The sequence below is a fragment of the Enhygromyxa salina genome (assembly GCF_002994615.1).
Lineage (GTDB): Bacteria > Myxococcota_A > Polyangia > Nannocystales > Nannocystaceae > Plesiocystis > Plesiocystis salina_A.
In genome coordinates this window covers 1-14,720 of record NZ_PVNK01000043.1, presented here as the reverse complement: position 1 = coordinate 14,720, position 14,720 = coordinate 1, and the positions used below count along the sequence as shown (strand labels likewise).

Here is a 14,720-nt window from a genome sequence, read left to right as displayed (position 1 = left end):
GCTCGGGCGCAGTCAGGGGGGAGTCGCCGGGCGGGTCTTGACCGGTCTCGAGCTCGCCGCTCGGATCGTCGTTGAGCGCCGCTTCGGTCTGTCCTTGCTCGGAGGGTTCAGCCCGACCATGCGCGCCGCCGAGCTCGTCGACGCGCCCGGGCTCCTGGCCCTCGACATCCACGGCGGCGGCTTCCTCGGCCCGCGCCGACGCTTCTTGCTCGCGGCGCACACCTCGGCCTACGTCGGGGCGACGCTGGGTCCGGATGGCCTGTCGCTGTTCGGCTACAGCGTCGGTCTGCTCGGCCAGCAGACCTGGGTCGTCGGGCGCGAGGCGGCCCAGATCGGCCTGGGCAGCGTGGTCGCGCTGACCGGACAGACCCTCAGCACGCGCGCCGACGTGCCGCCGCCGCTGTGCAGCCTCGACGGTGGCGTCCAGGTCGCGAGCCGCAGCGGCGCGCTGCTGAGCCCGCGCTTCGATCTCGGCATCCTCCTCGGCTCGCGCCGCCGCGGCATGATCGCCTTGCTGGTCCAGCCGGGCTTCGCGATCTTCGGCGACGGCCCGTCCGGCGCCACCTGCCAGAACGACGACACCCCGTGGACGAGCCTCGGCATCCGCCGGCGGTGGCAGTTCCAGCTGTGGGCGGGCGCCGGCTACAACTTCCGCTTTTGAGGGCTAGCACCCCGGGCTGCTAGCACCCCGGGCTGCTAGCGCCCTCGGGCGCCGCGACGATCTGCGAGCTCACCCAGGCCTGGCCCTCGGAGCTGGAGAGATCGAAGTGGGCCCCGTCATCCTCGGCCGGGCGACCCCGCCGCCCCCCGCTAACCCCCCACTAACGTGGATCGGTGAGCAGCTCGGCCTCGACGACCACCGACCCGCCGCCGTGCTTCTCGACGCGTACCGTGCGCTGGACTGGAAAGTGACCCGGCTTGCGAACCTCGACTCGGTGCACCCCCGGCGCCAGACGAAGCTGACCCGAGACCGCCGCGACCTGGCCAATGTACTGACCGTCCACCCACACGTCTGCGTCGGTCGTGACCGAGGCGATCTCGAGCAAGCTCGTCGGCGCCGCGCGAGCGCCCGGGCCGTGGGCGCAGCCAAGGGCCAGCGCGAAGGCCAGCAGGACCGCGGACCGACCCGCTGCCCGCGCTGGCCGGCGATCGCTACTGCATCCGTACTCGGAGGGCATGGGCGCCATCGATGCGCAAGCCTACCAGGCGCAAGCCCGGAAAGCTCAGGTCTTGGAGCGAGCGGGCGAGCTGCTTGGCCTCGACGCGGCCGTCGACCCGCAAGATCGCGCTGCCGTCGGCCGCGATCCCGGCGAGCTCGACGGCGTCGACACCGATCACGGCCTCGCGCAGAGATCGCTCGAGGGTCCCGACCCGCGCCGCCGGCCAGGGCTGCTCGATGCGCAGCTCGAGATCGCCGCGGGCCTCGACGGCGAGCTCGTCGGCGAGCTCGCCGATCCCTCGATCGAGCGCCACGCGCGTGGCGCTGTCGATGTCTTCGGCGAAGCCCTGGGTCGCAACCCTGGCCTCGAGCTCGACGGCGCCCTCGGTCGTCGCAACGATCTCGACCGCGGCCGCGCGCACGTGGGTGTGGGTCACCGCGCCGCGATCCTTGCACGTGATCGTCAGCGACAAGCTCGCGTCGCCGTCGTCGGCCACGATCCCGTAGGCGCGCAGGGGCTCGGTCATCGTCGCCTCGTCGATCGACCCGCAGCCCTTGGCGACGAGCTCGTCGAAGCGGAAGCCCGTTGGACTCGTGCCCGCCGCGCCGGTACCCGCGATCCGTTTGCGCAGCCGGGGGATGTCGATCTCGGCCTCGACCCGGACCTCGATGCTGCCCGCGGCCTCGACGACCTCGAGCACCCGATAGGCCGCGGTCCAGGCCTCGGCGCGCCCAAGCACCTGCGCGATCGCGGCCGGGTCGGTTGGGAGCTGGATCGTTGCGATGGCCTGCTCGAGCGCCGCCTCGCGGGCCTTGGAGATCGCCCGATCACGGGCTCGGCCATCTTTACCGGCTTTGGCGCTCACGGTGCCGCTGGCCTCGATCGGCGCCGCCTTGGCGGGAGCCGAGACGATCGCCAGCAAACTCGCGACCGCAAGCGCAGACAAACGAGATCCTTGCGTTGAATTCGACACGAGCGAACACGGGCGAGGCCGCCGCCACATGGTCGCGAGGGTGCGCCTTTGCCCACGCCTTGGCAACAAATCGCCAAATTCCCGGCTTGTCACCCTCAGGTGGCTACTCGACTCGCCAGAACGAAGCGGTTGGGCGTCACGCGGGCACGGCTGTTTAATTTACTCGCCCCGCGAGGGTCGGCCCTGGTGTTTGGTGCCGGTCTGAGCTACATCCCGCGCCATGTTGCGTGGTCCGTTCCCTGGACATCGACGCTACAGCATCACCCATCGCGCCGTTCAACGACTGCGCGAGCTGGTCCCCACGATGGACGACCTCGACGACGAGGCGTTGCGTGACCGGCTGGATGCGGCGCTAGGCAAGGCGGAGGACGGCGGCAAGGCCGTGCGGACCCTCGACGCGATGCTCGGCGAGCCCCAGGTGCTGATTCCCGTCGACGAGTTTGGCGAAGTCCTCTACGCCATCATCAAAGAGGACACCGTCGTCACCGTGCTGCCCAAGGGCCACGGCGAGGAGATCCTCCAGCGCGGGCAGGCCTTGCAGGCCAAGGTCGCAACGGGCGAGGTCCAGATGCCGGATCGCGAGCCCGCCGCCGATCGCTGGGAGGGCCGCCGCCGCTGGCGTCGCGAGGGCCCGGGCCCGGTCGTCATCGAGCGCCCGCGTCCGGTCATCGTGCGCAGCGAGCCGGATCCCGCCCCGTCGCCGCCCACGCCCCTGCGCAAGGTCGTGAAGCTCGAGGCCAACAAGTCCTGGCTCGCGCACACCCCAACCGCGACGCGCCCGAGCGAGGATCCCGTCGCCTCGGCCCTCTGGGACGCCCTCGAGCGCGGCAGCCGTCGCGCCGCCGTCGCTGCCCTGCACGAGCTGCTCGACCGCAAAGAGCGCGACGACGAGCTGCTCCCGGTCTGGAACGAGATCGCCGAGCTCGGGATCCCCCAGGGGCTCAAGCTCGGCGACCTGATCGACGCCTGCGCGCTCTCGAAGCAAGCCGAGCTGTCCTAGCAGCCCGCGGTGACGAGCACCGCCTCCGCCCACGAGAGCCGCGCGTGTGACCACGACCGCGCGGAGCCACGCTCCGGCGTGGCCTCGGCTGGATCGGACACGACCGCCGGCCGAGGTTGGGCCCACGCACCGTCGCTGCGACTCGACCCCCTCCGAATTTGCGTCCGGCGAGCGTCCGAGCGACTCGACCCCCTCTGAATTTGCGTCCGGCGAGCGTCCGAGCGACTCGACCCCCTCCGAATTTGCGTCCGGCGAGCGTCCGAGCGACTCGACCCCCTCCGAATTTGCGTCCGGCGAGCGTCCGAGCGACTCGACCCCCCCGAATTTCGGCGCGGATGAAGCGCGGCAGCGACTCGACCTCCGCGAACGCCGGGCCGAGGCAAATTTTCTGGAGGTCGACCTGGCCCAAATTCGCCCCGAGGGCAATTTGTGGGGGGGTCGACCTGCTCGAAATTCGAGCCCGGCCCCGCCCGCCGGCCACTCGACCCGCGCGAAATCTCCCCTGCCAGACCCGCTGCGCGGGTCGAGTCCCCCAATAATTGACCCAGGCTGACCCGAGCCCTTGGTCGACCTGCGGAAAATTCGACGTCGGGTCACCGAGCGGGGCGGTCCGGTCGCGATTTTCTTGGCTCGCTCCATCCGGGGTCGAGGTCGACTCGGACCCGATCGAGGTCTGCCCCACCTACGCGCTCAGTCGAGTCCCAAGCGCGCGGCGGCCCTCGACGCCCCCGACGCATCTGGCGGCGTGAATTCAGCCCGGTCGCCGCATCCAGCCAGATAGGGGGATCAAAAAGCCCCCCTCAGGGGGGCCACGCATACCACTGCGAAGCTCATCACAGCCCACCGAGCGGGCGAGCGAAGCGAGTCCGCGACCGGCCGCGCAGCGGCCGTGCGTGGCAAAGTGCAGGCTGGCCGGGGGGGGATCAAGAAACCTCCCAGCGTGGGCCTTTGGGGGTGTCTTCGACGGCGACGCCTGCGTCTTTCAATAGGTCGCGGATCTGATCCGACTTCGCGAAGTCCTTGGCCTTGCGCGCCTCCTGGCGCAGCTCGAGGAGCTTGTCGATCACGCCCGCGAGCGCGGCCTCGCGGCCACCACCTGCGTTGTCTCGCTCGGCCCCGCCGACGCACTCGACGGCGAGCTCGGGGTAGAGGCGCGCGTTGGGTAGCTCGGCGCCGAGGACCCACAGGTGGCGGGTCAGGCAGCGGTAGGCCGCGAGCAGGCTCGGGACGTCGTCGCTGGCCTCGATGCCGCCGGCGAACAGCTCGCCGACGTAGTCGAACACGGCGGCGGTCGCCTTGGGCGTGCCCATGTCGTCGTCCATGCCCGCGATGAAGCGCTCGATGAAGCGGGCCGAGGCCTCGCCGTACTGGCCGTAGACGAAGCTCTCGCGCTCGCGCGGGATCGCCTGGTCGGCGCCGCGCAAGCTGGCGTAGCTGCCCTGGACGGGGATCTTCAGGTCCTCGTCGGGGGCCTGCTCGAGGCGCTGCTCGAGGGTCGTGACCGCGCGCTTGACCTTGTCGAAGCCCTTGCTGGCCTCGCTGACGAGCTGCCAGTTGAAGGCCAGCGACGAGCGGTAGTGGGTCACGCCGAAGAACCACCGGATCTGATCGGCGCTGTGGTGCTCGCGCAGCTCGGGGATCGAGATCACGTTGCCGAGCGACTTGCTCATCTTGATCGGCTTGCCGTCCTCGTCGAGCAGCTGAAGGTGCGCGGGGTGCATCCAGTAGCCGACCCAGGGGTGCCCGCACAGCGGCTCGGCCTGGGCGATCTCGTTTTCGTGGTGCGGGAACAGGTTGTCGATCCCGCCGCCGTGGACGTCGAAGTGCTGGCCGAGGGTCGAGGTCGACATGACCGAGCACTCGATGTGCCAGCCCGGTCGCCCGCTCGGCCACGCCTCCTTGCCCGTGTCCCAGCTCGGCTCGCCGGCCTTGCTCGGCTTCCACAGGGTGAAGTCGGCGAAGAAGCGCTTGCGCTGGCGCTCGGTCGCGTCGGTCCGGCCGCTCGCGCCCTCTTGAAGGCTATCGATCGTCCGGCCCGAGAGCTCGCCGTAGCGCTCGAAGCTGCGCACGTCATAGAGGACCTCGCCGTCGACGACGTAGGCCTTGCCCTTGTCGATCAGCGCCTGGACGGCCTCGATCTGCTCGGCGACGAAGTCGGTCGCGCGGGTGTAGGCGGCGTAGTCTTTGATCGCGAGGGCGCGGCAGTCTGCACGAAAGCTGGCGATGACCTGCTCGGCGTGGTCGAGCATCCCGGTCCCGCCGGCGGCGGCGTTGGCGATGATGCGATCGTCGATGTCGGTGTAGTTGATGACGCTGATGACGTGGAAGCCGCGGTACTCGAGCCAGCGGCGAAACACGTCCCAGAAGCAGTAGGTCCGCGCGTGCCCGATGTGCATGGCCGAGTACACCGTCAGGCCGCAGGTGTAGATGCGGACGACCTTCGGGTGAGCCGGGACGAAGGGCTCCTTGCGCTTGGTGCGGGTGTTGTAGACGTTGAGCGCCACGGGGGGAGGTTATACGTGAAACCCGGTGGCCAGGCACGGGCTCACATCGTGATCGAGACCCGCGCGACCGTGATGTCCCAGGCCTGGCGCGCGCCCGGCCGGTGCCGAAACGAGAACAAGAAGCCGGGCTCGTAGGCGGTCACGGCTCCGCCGACCTGCGGCAGCGCGAACACGCTCAGCTCGCCCTCGTCGGCCAGCATCATGAAGCGAAAGCCCCCGACCGCGCCGCCGAGCAGCGTGCTGAGGTCGATGCCAGCCGAGGCTTGACCGACGACCACGGCCAGCTTGGTCCCGCTCAGGAGCGCACCATGGGAGCGATCTGCCGTCGCGGCGAACCAGTCGACGGTCCCGCCGAGCTCGCGGCCTCCGTCGGCTTGGAGGTTCACGCTGCCGTCGCCGCCGAGCCGAACGATCGAGTAGCCCCGCGGATCGACGACCGCCGCGCTCGTGAGCCGCGAGCCGAGCTCGGCCATGACCGTCGACGCGTCGGACCGCGAGACCCCGTGGTGGCGATCGAACAAGGTGTTGGCCGTGGCCTCGTCGGCGAACGCGTCGTACTCGTCGAGCGAGAATTCGAAGGTCCCGTCGAAGTCGATCGCGCTCAGGCCCGGGCGCCACTCGACGTAGGCCTGGGCGCCCGCGCAGCCGAGCGCGGGCGCGACGAGCAGCAAGGACGCGAGCAGCAGCAGGGATGATCCGCGGCGGAGCACGGCCCGACGATGGCACGTCGGGCTCGGGCATGCCACGCGTGGGCGCCGGCCCAGGCCAGCGGGGCCTCGCAGGCTGCTAGCAGTCTTTGGGCTCGTCGCCGCGCTCGCGCGCGTGGCCATCGTGGGCCTGCTCGGCCCGCTCGCGCTCGCGCCTCGCGGCCTGCTTCTCGGCCTTGGTCCGCCCGTGCGCGACCCGGTTGCGCTCGGCCTGCTGCCGCTCGGTCTCGCTGCGCTTGCGCTTGCGGAAGCGGTTGAGGTTGACGACGTCGGCCATCGCTCCGGATTCTAGCAGGGATATGAAGAGTCTCGGGCGCGGGCGCGGGCGCGCGCGCTGGTAGACTCGGCGAACCGCGCGGCGGCCGGTGTGACATGACACGACTCAATTTGATCCCCTCCTCCTCGATCACCCTGCTCGCCGCGCTGCTCGCGTGCGCGCCCGAAGACCCGGGCTCGAGCGCAGGCACGCCCGGCGAGACCAGCGGGATCGGCGACGGTGACCCCGGCGACGGTGACCCCGGCGACGGCGACGGCGACCCCGGCGACGGCGACCCCGGCGACGGCGACGGCGACCCCGGCGACGGCGACCCCGGCGACGGCGATGGCGACGGCGATGGCGACGACGGCGGCCTGAAATTCGACATCGAGAACACCCTCGACATGTCCGACCCCGGCTGCCAGCAGTGCTCGGCCGACCTCCACGAGGTCCTCGACTGCGGCGGCAACGTGATCGAGGCCTGCGCGCCCGACGAGGCCTGCGACAGCTCGAACTGGACCTGCTCGCCCGCGTGCGAGGCGATGGTCAACAACAAGTCCTCGATCGGCTGCGAGTACTTCGCGACTGAGATGGACAACAGCTCCGGCGACGACACCTGCTTCGCGGCCTACGTGGCCAACACCTGGAACGATTACCTCCACATCACGCTCGAGTACGACGGCCAGCCCCTCGACATCGAGGCCTACACCCGGGTCCCGCTCGGCTTCGGGCCCAACCTGACCCTCGCGCCCTACGACGCCGACGACGGCCTCGCGCCCGGGGAGGTCGCGGTCTTGCTGCTCAACGGCCCGTCACCGAACGGCAGCGGGGTCCCCTGCCCGATCGTGCCTGCCGTGGCCCAAGACGCTCGGGTCGTCGGCACGGGCAAGGGCACCTCGTTCTTGATCTCGACCGACCTGCCCGCGGTCGCCTACCAGATCAACCCCTACGGCGCGGGCGTCGGCGCGGCGGTTGCGGGGGCCTCGCTGCTGATCCCGACCAGCGCGTGGGACACCAACTACGTCGGCGCCGACGCCTACAAGTACGACCTGGCCGGGCGCGCGCCGTCGATGAACATCGTCGCGTCGCAAGATGACACGACGATCACGATGAACCCGATCGTCGCCGTCGAGGGCGCGGGCGGGCTGCCGAGCGCGGCCGCGAACGAGCTCGTGGAGTTCACCCTCGACCGGGGCGAGCACGCCCAGTTCTCCCAGCCCGCGGAGCTGACCGGCAGCATCATCGAGTCCGACAAGCCGATCGGGCTGATGGCCGGTCACTCGGGGCTCCGGGTCCCCGTCGGGGTCTCCTACGCCGACCACGCCGAGCAGATGATCCCGCCCGTGCGCGCCCTCGGCCACGAGTACGTCGGCGTCATGCATCGCCCGCGCGGCAACGAGGGCGCGGTGTGGCGGGTCGTCGGTGCGGTCGACGGCACGACCTTGACCTGGACCGACGACGTCGGCGGCCCGGCGACCCTCGACCAGGGCGAGGTCGTCGAGTTCATCACGGCGGAGGCCTTTGTCGTCGCCAGTCAGGACGCCGACCACCCCTTCATGCTCCACACTTACATGAGCGGCTCGGGCTGGAACCCGATCGGGTTCGGCGGCCACGGCGACTCGGACTTCGTGATCAGCGTGCCGCCCGAGCAGTACCTGGCCTCCTACGTGTTCTACACCGACCCGTCCTACCCCGAGTCGAACCTGGTGCTGATCCGCGCCAAGCAGGACGGGCAATTCTGGCCGGTCGATCTCGACTGCTACGGACCGCTCGACGGCTGGCAGGCGGTCGGCGAGTACGAGTGGACCCGCATCGATCTGATGACCGGCAACTATCAAGAGGCCAACGGCTGCTCGACGGGGGTCCACCAGATCGACAGCGACGCGCCCTTTGGCCTGTGGATCTGGGGCTGGGGCACGCCCGCGACCACCGAGTTCACCCAGAACCGATCGTACGGCTACCCCGGCGGCATGAACATCCGGCCGATCAACGATCTGGTCATCGATCCGCAGGGCTAGCAGCCCGTGGTGCAATGCATCGTGTCGCCTCGCGCCGGAATTTTCGCCGAGGGCGCGAAGCCAAAACGCCAAGCGAGGCGGCACGAGGCATTGCACCACGGGCTGCGAGGAGCCCGGGCGCTCAGGCCCGGCGCAGGCGGATGACCGGCAGCTCCGGTCGGCAACACAGCCGCGCAGGCACCACGCTGGTACCCGTCCCGCGGCTGACGTAGAGGGGACCGAGGGCGGTCTCGTACCAGCCGGCGACGAAGCGCCCGCTGCCCGGCGGGAGCACGGGCGCGAGCCCGGCGGCGGTGATCTGGCCGCCGTGGGTGTGCCCCGCGAGGCACAGGTCAAAGCGCCCCGCTGGCGCCGCCTCGTCGACGAGCGCGGGGCTGTGGGTCAGCAGCAGCTCGACGGGCGCGCCGGAGCCTGGCTGCAGCGGGCGCGGGCTGCCGCCGGTCGAGTCGTCGGTCGCATAGATCGCGAGGCCGCCGTCGCCGGGCTGCCAGGGCTCCCACGCATCGATGACCAGGGTCGCGCCGCTGCGCGCGTAGAGCTTGGCCAGCCGCGAGGGCTCGATGTTCCCCCAGTGCTCCCAGTTGCCCAAGGTCGCGAGCACCCGCGCCCCACCGCGGGCCAGCTCCGCGCACAGCTCCTCGAGCACGGGGCCGTGGGCGAGATCGTCGATCAGGTCGCCGGTCAGGACCACGAGCTGCGGATCGACGCGCGCGACGGCGTCGACGATCGCCGACTCGACGGCGCCGAGCGAGCTCAGGTGCGCGTCGGTGATCTGCACGATCGTGAACCCGTCGAGCGCGTGCGGCAGCCCGTCGAGCGCGAGCTCATGCTCGCTGACCGCGAGCCAGCGCGGCTCGATCGCCAGGGCGTCGACGGCGGTCAGCAAGCTCGCGGCGCCGAGCCCCCGCAGGAGGTTGCGCCGCGTGAGGTAGGGCCGAAGATCCACGGTCGCAGCCTAACCTGAAGCCTCCTCGACCTGACGCCAAGACCAAGAGCTACTCGTCGAGCGTGAACGCCAGGGTCATCGACGAGCGATCCCAGGTCTCGACCTTCGCCGCGGGCAGCTTGTCGGTCGCGGCGTAGGCCGCCGCCTCGCAGGAGCCCAGCGCCATCAGCCGGTACAGGCGGTCTCGGCAGTAGCGGTAGTCCGAGTAGTGGATCAGCACGCGACCGTCCTCGTCGGTCTCGACCCGCACCGTCGCCACCCCTCGGCGGATCCGCCCGAAGAAGGTCGGGATGTTGCGGAGCACGAAGCGGCCCGAGGCGAGGTCGGGGATCATGCGCAAGAACCGGTGAATGGCCGCGAGCGCGACGTTGCGAGTCAGCTCCTGAAACTGATACTCGTCCTCGCCGCAGATCGTCTCGAACACGACGTGGGCGAAGCGGCGCATCTCCGACTCCGCGTACCACTGGGTGATCTCGGGGCTCTCGAGCACCTCGATGGTCTGGCGCGGGAGCTTGTGCATGAGCTCGTCCCACTGCTTGTTGCCGTACTTGCCGATCATGTAGTCGCGCGCGGCCTCGAACACGAGGCCCTTGACCTCCTGAAGATCTGCGGCCAGCGACGTCGCGCTGAACGACCCAGAGCTGCTTGAAGGTCGATCGGACATCGACCCAATCATAGACCCTTTTCGCCCCTCGAGTGCTGGAGCCGCAGGCTGACCAGGGGATCAAAACCCCAGCGCGGGGGCGCCGAGACGCCGACCGCTCGGGCGGCGGCCCGACCCAGACCGGGAGTCTGGGAGCGAGGACGGGAGCGAGGATGAGGCCAGGCTCCCCTCGAACATCGAAGCGCGGCGATCAGGACAGCCCGACGATGTTGCCGCTGTCGTCGAGCCCGATGTTCTGGGCCGCCGACTTCTTGGGCATGCCCGGCATCAGCATCAGATCCCCGGTCCGCACGACTACGAACCCGGCCCCGGCGCTGAGCTTGAGCCCGCCGACGCGCAGCCGCCAGCCGGTCGGGGCCCCGCGCAGGTTGGGATCGTCGGACAGCGAGTGCTGGGTCTTGGCCACGCAGATCGGCAGCTCGTCGCCGCCCGCCGCGATGATCTGGGCGAGGTCGGCCTCGGCCTCCTCGCTCCAGTCGACGCCCTCGGCCCGGTAGATCCGGCGCGCGAGGGTCTCGACCTTCTCGCGCAGCGAGACGTCGAGGGCGTAGCTGGGGTTGAGCGGGCGGTTGCCCTCGGCGCCCGCGGCCATCACGGCCCGGGCCAGCTCGACCCCGCCCTCGCCCCCGCGGCCAAAGCCGTCGGAGATCGCCCAGCCCGCGCCCTCGCCCTCGACGAGATCGACGACGGCCTGGAGCTCGGCGGTGGTGTCGAAGCCGAAGCGGTTGATCGCGACGACGACCGGGACCCCGTAGACGTCGCGGAGGTTGGCGAGGTGGGTCCGGACGTTGGCGAAGCCCTCGGTCAGCGCCTCGACGTTCTCCTCGCCGAGCTCGGCCAGGGCGACGCCGCCGTGGAGCTTGAGCGCGCGACAGGTCACGACGAGCACGGCCGCGGCCGGGAAGGTCCCGAGCTGCCGACACTTGATGTCGAGGAACTTCTCGGCCCCGAGGTCGGCCGCGAACCCGGCCTCGGTCACGGTCCACTCGGCGCTGCGCATGGCCAGCTCCGTCGCGACCACGCTGTTGCAGCCGTGGGCGATGTTGGCGAAGGGCCCGCAGTGGATCAGCGCCGGGGTCTGCTCGATCGTCTGGACCAAGTTGGGCGCGAGCGCGTCGTGGAGCAGGACCTCGAGCGCGCCAATGCAGCCGAGCGCGCCCGCGCGGACCGGCTGACCGTCGCGGGTCCAGGCCACGACCATGCGCTCGAGCCGGGCCCGGAGATCCGCGCGATCCTTGGCCAGGGCGAGCACGGCCATGATCTCCGAGGCCGCGGTGATGTCGAAGCCCGAGCGGTGGGGGAAGCCGTCGGACTTCTTGCCGAGGCCGATGTCGCAGTGACGCAGCTGGCGATCGCAGATGTCGAGGGCCCGGCGCCAGACGATGCGCTCGGGGTCGACGTCGCTCGGCTTGGCCTCGGCCTTGCCCCGCCGGATCGCCTTCTCTTGGTAGAAGACCCGGTTGTCGACGGCCGCCGCGAGCAGGTTGTTGGCCGAGGTCACCGCGTGCAGATCACCGGTGAAGTGCATGTTGATGTCCTCCATCGGCAGGACCTGCGAGCGCCCGCCCCCCGCGGCGCCGCCCTTGATCCCGAAGGTCGGCCCGAGCGAGGGCTCGCGCAGCGCGAGGCAGTGCGAGACCCCGAGCTTGCCGAAGCCCTGGGCGAGGCTGATCGAGGTCACGGTCTTGCCGTCGCCGAAGCGCGTGGCCGTCATCGCCGTGACCAGGACCAGCTTGCCCCGGGGACGCTCCTCGCGGCGGCGATCGACGACGGCGAGGGACACCTTGGCCTTGTGGCGGCCGTAGGGCTCGAGCTCGTCGGCGCTCAGGCCGAGGCGCTCGCCGATCGTGGTGATGTGGGCGAGCTCGGTCGACTGCGCGATCGCGGCGTCGGGGGGGAGCTCGGGCAGCGGCGACAGCGGGGGCAGCTCGGCCATGGACCCTACGGTCCGACGGCGAGGGCCGCGCTGACAAGCGGGTTCTTGGCCGACCCAACCACCGGCACGGTCGGCCGTGAAACTGGCGCTCGAGCGCCAGCTGAGCCTGTCTGGTCTGGATCGAGCATCGCCCCCGGCACTGAACTATCATTCAGCTCGACGAGGATGTCCGTGACCGCACTCGAGCTCATCTCCCTCCCTGATCCTGCGCGACCCGACCCACGCGACGAGCTCCGCCCGCTCGCCGAGCTCGCCGCGCCCGGGCGCATCGTCGAGCTGTGCGGCGAGGCGCAGGTGACCACGGCGGCCTCGATCCTGGCCCACGTCCAACACGAAGGCGACACCGCCGCGTGGATCCAGCCCGCGCGCGGCGATCTCTACCCGCCCGATCTCGCCGCCGCAGGGATCGACGTCGAGGCGCTGATCGTCGTGCACATCCCCGACTCTGGCAACATGTCTGGGCCCGCCGGGCAGTGTCGTGCGGCCGAGCTGCTCCTGCGCTCGGGCGGCTTCGGCCTGGTCGTCCTCGACTTTTGTCGCGCCGAGCCCCAGGCCGGAGGGGCCTGGCAGGGGCGGCTGCTGGGCCTCGCGCGCCAGCACGAGGCCCGGATCTTGCTCCTGCGCAAAGACACCCGCGCAGACCTCCCCTCCCTCGGCCCGCTCGTCGGCATGCGCGTGGCCTCGCACGTCGAGCGCACCCGCAACGAAGACGATCCGCCGGGCTTCACGCCGCGGACGGGTCGCTTCCTGATCCGCCACGAGGTCCTCAAGAACAAGTCCGGCGGTCCGCTCGAACCGGCGCCGATGCTCGTACGCGGGCCCTGGGGCTTGCTGTAAACTCCCGCGGTGCGTCACCGTCCCATCGTCCTGACCGCGCTCCTGCTCTCGAGCCTCGCGTGCTCCCCCGCCAGGCTCGCCCAGATGAGCGCCGAGCCGACGGCCTGTCCCGCCGAGCAGATCGAGATCAGCGAGGCCAACCAACCGATGGAGGGCCCGAGCTCATGGACCGCGACCTGCCTCGCCCAAAGCGACGCCGTCGAGCAAAAGTGGTTCTGCTCGCGCATGCACGAGAAGGTCATCTGCACCGAGGATCCACGTTGAGCCCACGCGCCCAGCCTCAGTAAATTTTATCCTGGCTGGGGTCCTTGGCTTCGTGGTCCACTGAGGCCGGCGAGAGACGCACCCGTGACCTGGTATCCCGACGGCAGCGGCAGCGGCAGCGGCAGCAGCAGCGACGACGACGACGATCCCACGGTCTCGCAGCGGCCCCGCCTTCATCGGCCCGAGCCCGGCGACGACGACCCCACGATCGCTCGACCTGCGCTCGTCCGTGGCACCCGCCCAGACTCGGACACGGTCAACGACGACGATCCGACCGTCAACCGCAAGGCGCTGCGCCGCGAGCAGCCGCGCGACGAGCTCCTCGACCGGCGCTACCAGCTGATCGGCCAGATCGGCTCGGGCGGGATGGGCGAGGTCTGGCGCGCGCGCCACGTCCAGCTCGCGCGCGACGTCGCAATCAAATTCCTGACCAACCAAGCCGGCGGCCAGCGCTTCAAGCTCGAGGCCCGGACGATCGCCGCGATCCGACACACCGGGGTCGTCGACGTGCTCGACTTCGGCGAGACCGTCCAGGGCGTGCCCTACTTCGTGATGGAGCTGATCCACGGCGAGACCCTGTCGGCCCGGGTCCGCCGGGCCGGGCCGCTGTCGTGGGCCCTGGTCCGCAACATCGCGCTCGAGGTCGCCGACGCCCTCGCCCACACCCACGCGACCGGCGTCATCCACCGCGACCTCAAGCCCAGCAACGTGATCCTGCTCGAGTCCCCGCCGCCGCGCGGGTCGTCGACCAAGCTGATCGACTTCGGCATCGCCAAGCAGCTCGACGCGAGGGTGCCCAGGCTGACCGAGACCGGCTTCGTCCAGGGGACCCCGGCCTACATGAGCCCCGAGCAGGTCCTCGGCGAAGACGTCGACGCCCGGACCGACGTCTACGGGCTCGGCTGCCTGCTCTACTTCCTGCTGTCCGGCTGCCGCCCCTTCCCCGACAAGTCCGGGACCGCCGCGCTCCGGGCCCAGCTCTACGAGCTCCCGCCGCGCTTCGCCGAGGTGGTGCCCGGCCTCTCGGTCCCGCCCGACGTCGAGTCGGTGGTGTTCCGCGCGATCGCCAAGGACAAGAGCGCGCGCTTCGACTCGATGGTCGAGATCCAAGCGGCGATCCTCGCGATCCCGCCCGACGCCAGCGCGAGCATGTCGATGCCCGCGCCGCCGCATCGGCTCAAGCCCAAGCTCGACCCCAATCTCGACTCCGAGCTCGACCCCAATCTCGACTCCAATCTCGACTCCAATCTCGACTCCAATCTCGACTCCAAGATCGACGGGGCCAGCGCAGAGGCGGACCTGCGCACGACCTCGAGCTACAGCGCCAGCTACGAGGCGATGAACATCGCCGACGCGGCCTCGAGCTCGGCGGCGGCCTCGAGCTCGGCGGCGGCGGCCTCGAGCAGCGACTCGTCCCCCACCCGCGGCCCCCACGACTCGGCCTCGGCCCCGGGC

Annotated in this window: 14 protein-coding genes; 6 read left to right on the top strand and 8 right to left on the bottom strand. The window is 70.6% G+C overall.

The genetic code is table 11. From position 1 onward, the window contains the following. Positions 1-661: hypothetical protein (locus ENSA5_RS36995; protein ID WP_181197359.1), on the top strand; the 661-nt coding region annotated here is incomplete at its 5' end. A gap of 160 nt (positions 662-821) precedes the next feature. Here the strand turns inward: ENSA5_RS36995 and ENSA5_RS04345 are convergent. Then, positions 822-1,187 (bottom strand): PEGA domain-containing protein, encoded by a 366-nt coding sequence (locus ENSA5_RS04345; RefSeq protein ID WP_106390282.1) that lies wholly within the window; start codon positions 1,185-1,187, stop codon positions 822-824. Beyond that, positions 1,153-2,025, bottom strand: a complete 873-nt coding sequence (locus ENSA5_RS04340; RefSeq protein ID WP_146155314.1) for a hypothetical protein — start codon at positions 2,023-2,025, stop codon at positions 1,153-1,155. Before ENSA5_RS04340 ends, ENSA5_RS04345 begins: the two co-directional genes overlap by 35 nt. Positions 2,026-2,353: 328 nt before the next feature. On the opposite strand from ENSA5_RS04340, the gene ENSA5_RS04335 reads away from it, so the two are divergent. After that, positions 2,354-3,133, top strand: a complete 780-nt coding sequence (locus tag ENSA5_RS04335; RefSeq protein ID WP_146155313.1) for a hypothetical protein — start codon at positions 2,354-2,356, stop codon at positions 3,131-3,133. A gap of 923 nt (positions 3,134-4,056) precedes the next feature. Here the strand turns inward: ENSA5_RS04335 and cysS are convergent. From cysS to ENSA5_RS04320, 3 genes are all read right to left on the bottom strand, one after another. Continuing rightward, the gene (gene cysS / locus ENSA5_RS04330) at positions 4,057-5,637 is read right to left on the bottom strand and encodes a cysteine--tRNA ligase (protein WP_106390279.1); all 1,581 of its coding nucleotides are present in this window, start codon (positions 5,635-5,637) and stop codon (positions 4,057-4,059) included. A 41-nt stretch (positions 5,638-5,678) separates the two neighbouring features. Next, a complete protein-coding gene (locus ENSA5_RS04325; RefSeq protein WP_146155312.1) occupies positions 5,679-6,347 on the bottom strand; it encodes a hypothetical protein in 669 nt (222 codons plus the stop codon). 76 nt (positions 6,348-6,423) lie between these two features. Continuing rightward, a complete protein-coding gene (locus ENSA5_RS04320) occupies positions 6,424-6,621 on the bottom strand; it encodes a DUF4169 family protein (protein ID WP_106390277.1) in 198 nt (65 codons plus the stop codon). A gap of 95 nt (positions 6,622-6,716) precedes the next feature. Here ENSA5_RS04320 and ENSA5_RS36990 point away from each other — a divergent pair, with 95 nt between their 5' ends. Beyond that, entirely contained in the window at positions 6,717-8,618 is a 1,902-nt protein-coding gene (locus ENSA5_RS36990; protein ID WP_181197358.1) for an IgGFc-binding protein, read from the top strand. Positions 8,619-8,739: 121 nt separating this feature from the next. Here ENSA5_RS36990 and ENSA5_RS04310 read toward each other — a convergent pair whose 3' ends face one another. From ENSA5_RS04310 to ENSA5_RS04300, 3 genes are all read right to left on the bottom strand, one after another. Next, positions 8,740-9,564, bottom strand: coding sequence for a metallophosphoesterase (locus ENSA5_RS04310; RefSeq protein WP_106390276.1), 825 nt, complete (start codon positions 9,562-9,564; stop codon positions 8,740-8,742). A gap of 49 nt (positions 9,565-9,613) precedes the next feature. Further along, positions 9,614-10,228: a hypothetical protein gene (locus ENSA5_RS04305; protein ID WP_106390275.1), complete on the bottom strand. Its 615-nt coding sequence runs from the start codon at positions 10,226-10,228 to the stop codon at positions 9,614-9,616. A 190-nt stretch (positions 10,229-10,418) separates the two neighbouring features. Continuing rightward, complete coding sequence (locus ENSA5_RS04300) at positions 10,419-12,164, bottom strand: formate--tetrahydrofolate ligase (RefSeq protein WP_106390274.1); 1,746 nt, start codon at positions 12,162-12,164, stop codon at positions 10,419-10,421. Between the two features lie 165 nt (positions 12,165-12,329). Here ENSA5_RS04300 and ENSA5_RS04295 point away from each other — a divergent pair, with 165 nt between their 5' ends. The 3 genes from ENSA5_RS04295 to ENSA5_RS04285 all read left to right on the top strand — a co-directional run. Further along, a complete protein-coding gene (locus ENSA5_RS04295) occupies positions 12,330-13,001 on the top strand; it encodes a P-loop NTPase family protein (RefSeq protein ID WP_106390273.1) in 672 nt (223 codons plus the stop codon). A 9-nt stretch (positions 13,002-13,010) separates the two neighbouring features. Next, positions 13,011-13,265 carry a hypothetical protein gene (locus ENSA5_RS04290; protein ID WP_106390272.1) on the top strand — a complete coding sequence of 85 codons (255 nt, stop codon included), beginning with the start codon at positions 13,011-13,013 and terminating at the stop codon, positions 13,263-13,265. 84 nt (positions 13,266-13,349) lie between these two features. Then, positions 13,350-14,720: serine/threonine-protein kinase (locus tag ENSA5_RS04285; RefSeq protein ID WP_146155311.1), on the top strand; the 1,371-nt coding region annotated here is incomplete at its 3' end.

Excerpts from the sequence above, each read along its gene's own strand:
- ENSA5_RS04320 (WP_106390277.1), bottom strand. The coding sequence starts at position 6,621 with ATGGCCGACGTCGTCAACCTCAACCGCTTCCGCAAGCGCAAGCGCAGC.
- ENSA5_RS36990 (WP_181197358.1), top strand. The coding sequence starts at position 6,717 with ATGACACGACTCAATTTGATCCCCTCCTCCTCGATCACCCTGCTCGCC.
- ENSA5_RS04300 (WP_106390274.1), bottom strand. The coding sequence starts at position 12,164 with ATGGCCGAGCTGCCCCCGCTGTCGCCGCTGCCCGAGCTCCCCCCCGAC.
- ENSA5_RS04345 (WP_106390282.1), bottom strand. The coding sequence starts at position 1,187 with ATGGCGCCCATGCCCTCCGAGTACGGATGCAGTAGCGATCGCCGGCCA.
- ENSA5_RS04295 (WP_106390273.1), top strand. The coding sequence starts at position 12,330 with ATGTCCGTGACCGCACTCGAGCTCATCTCCCTCCCTGATCCTGCGCGA.
- ENSA5_RS04335 (WP_146155313.1), top strand. The coding sequence starts at position 2,354 with ATGTTGCGTGGTCCGTTCCCTGGACATCGACGCTACAGCATCACCCAT.
- ENSA5_RS04305 (WP_106390275.1), bottom strand. The coding sequence starts at position 10,228 with ATGTCCGATCGACCTTCAAGCAGCTCTGGGTCGTTCAGCGCGACGTCG.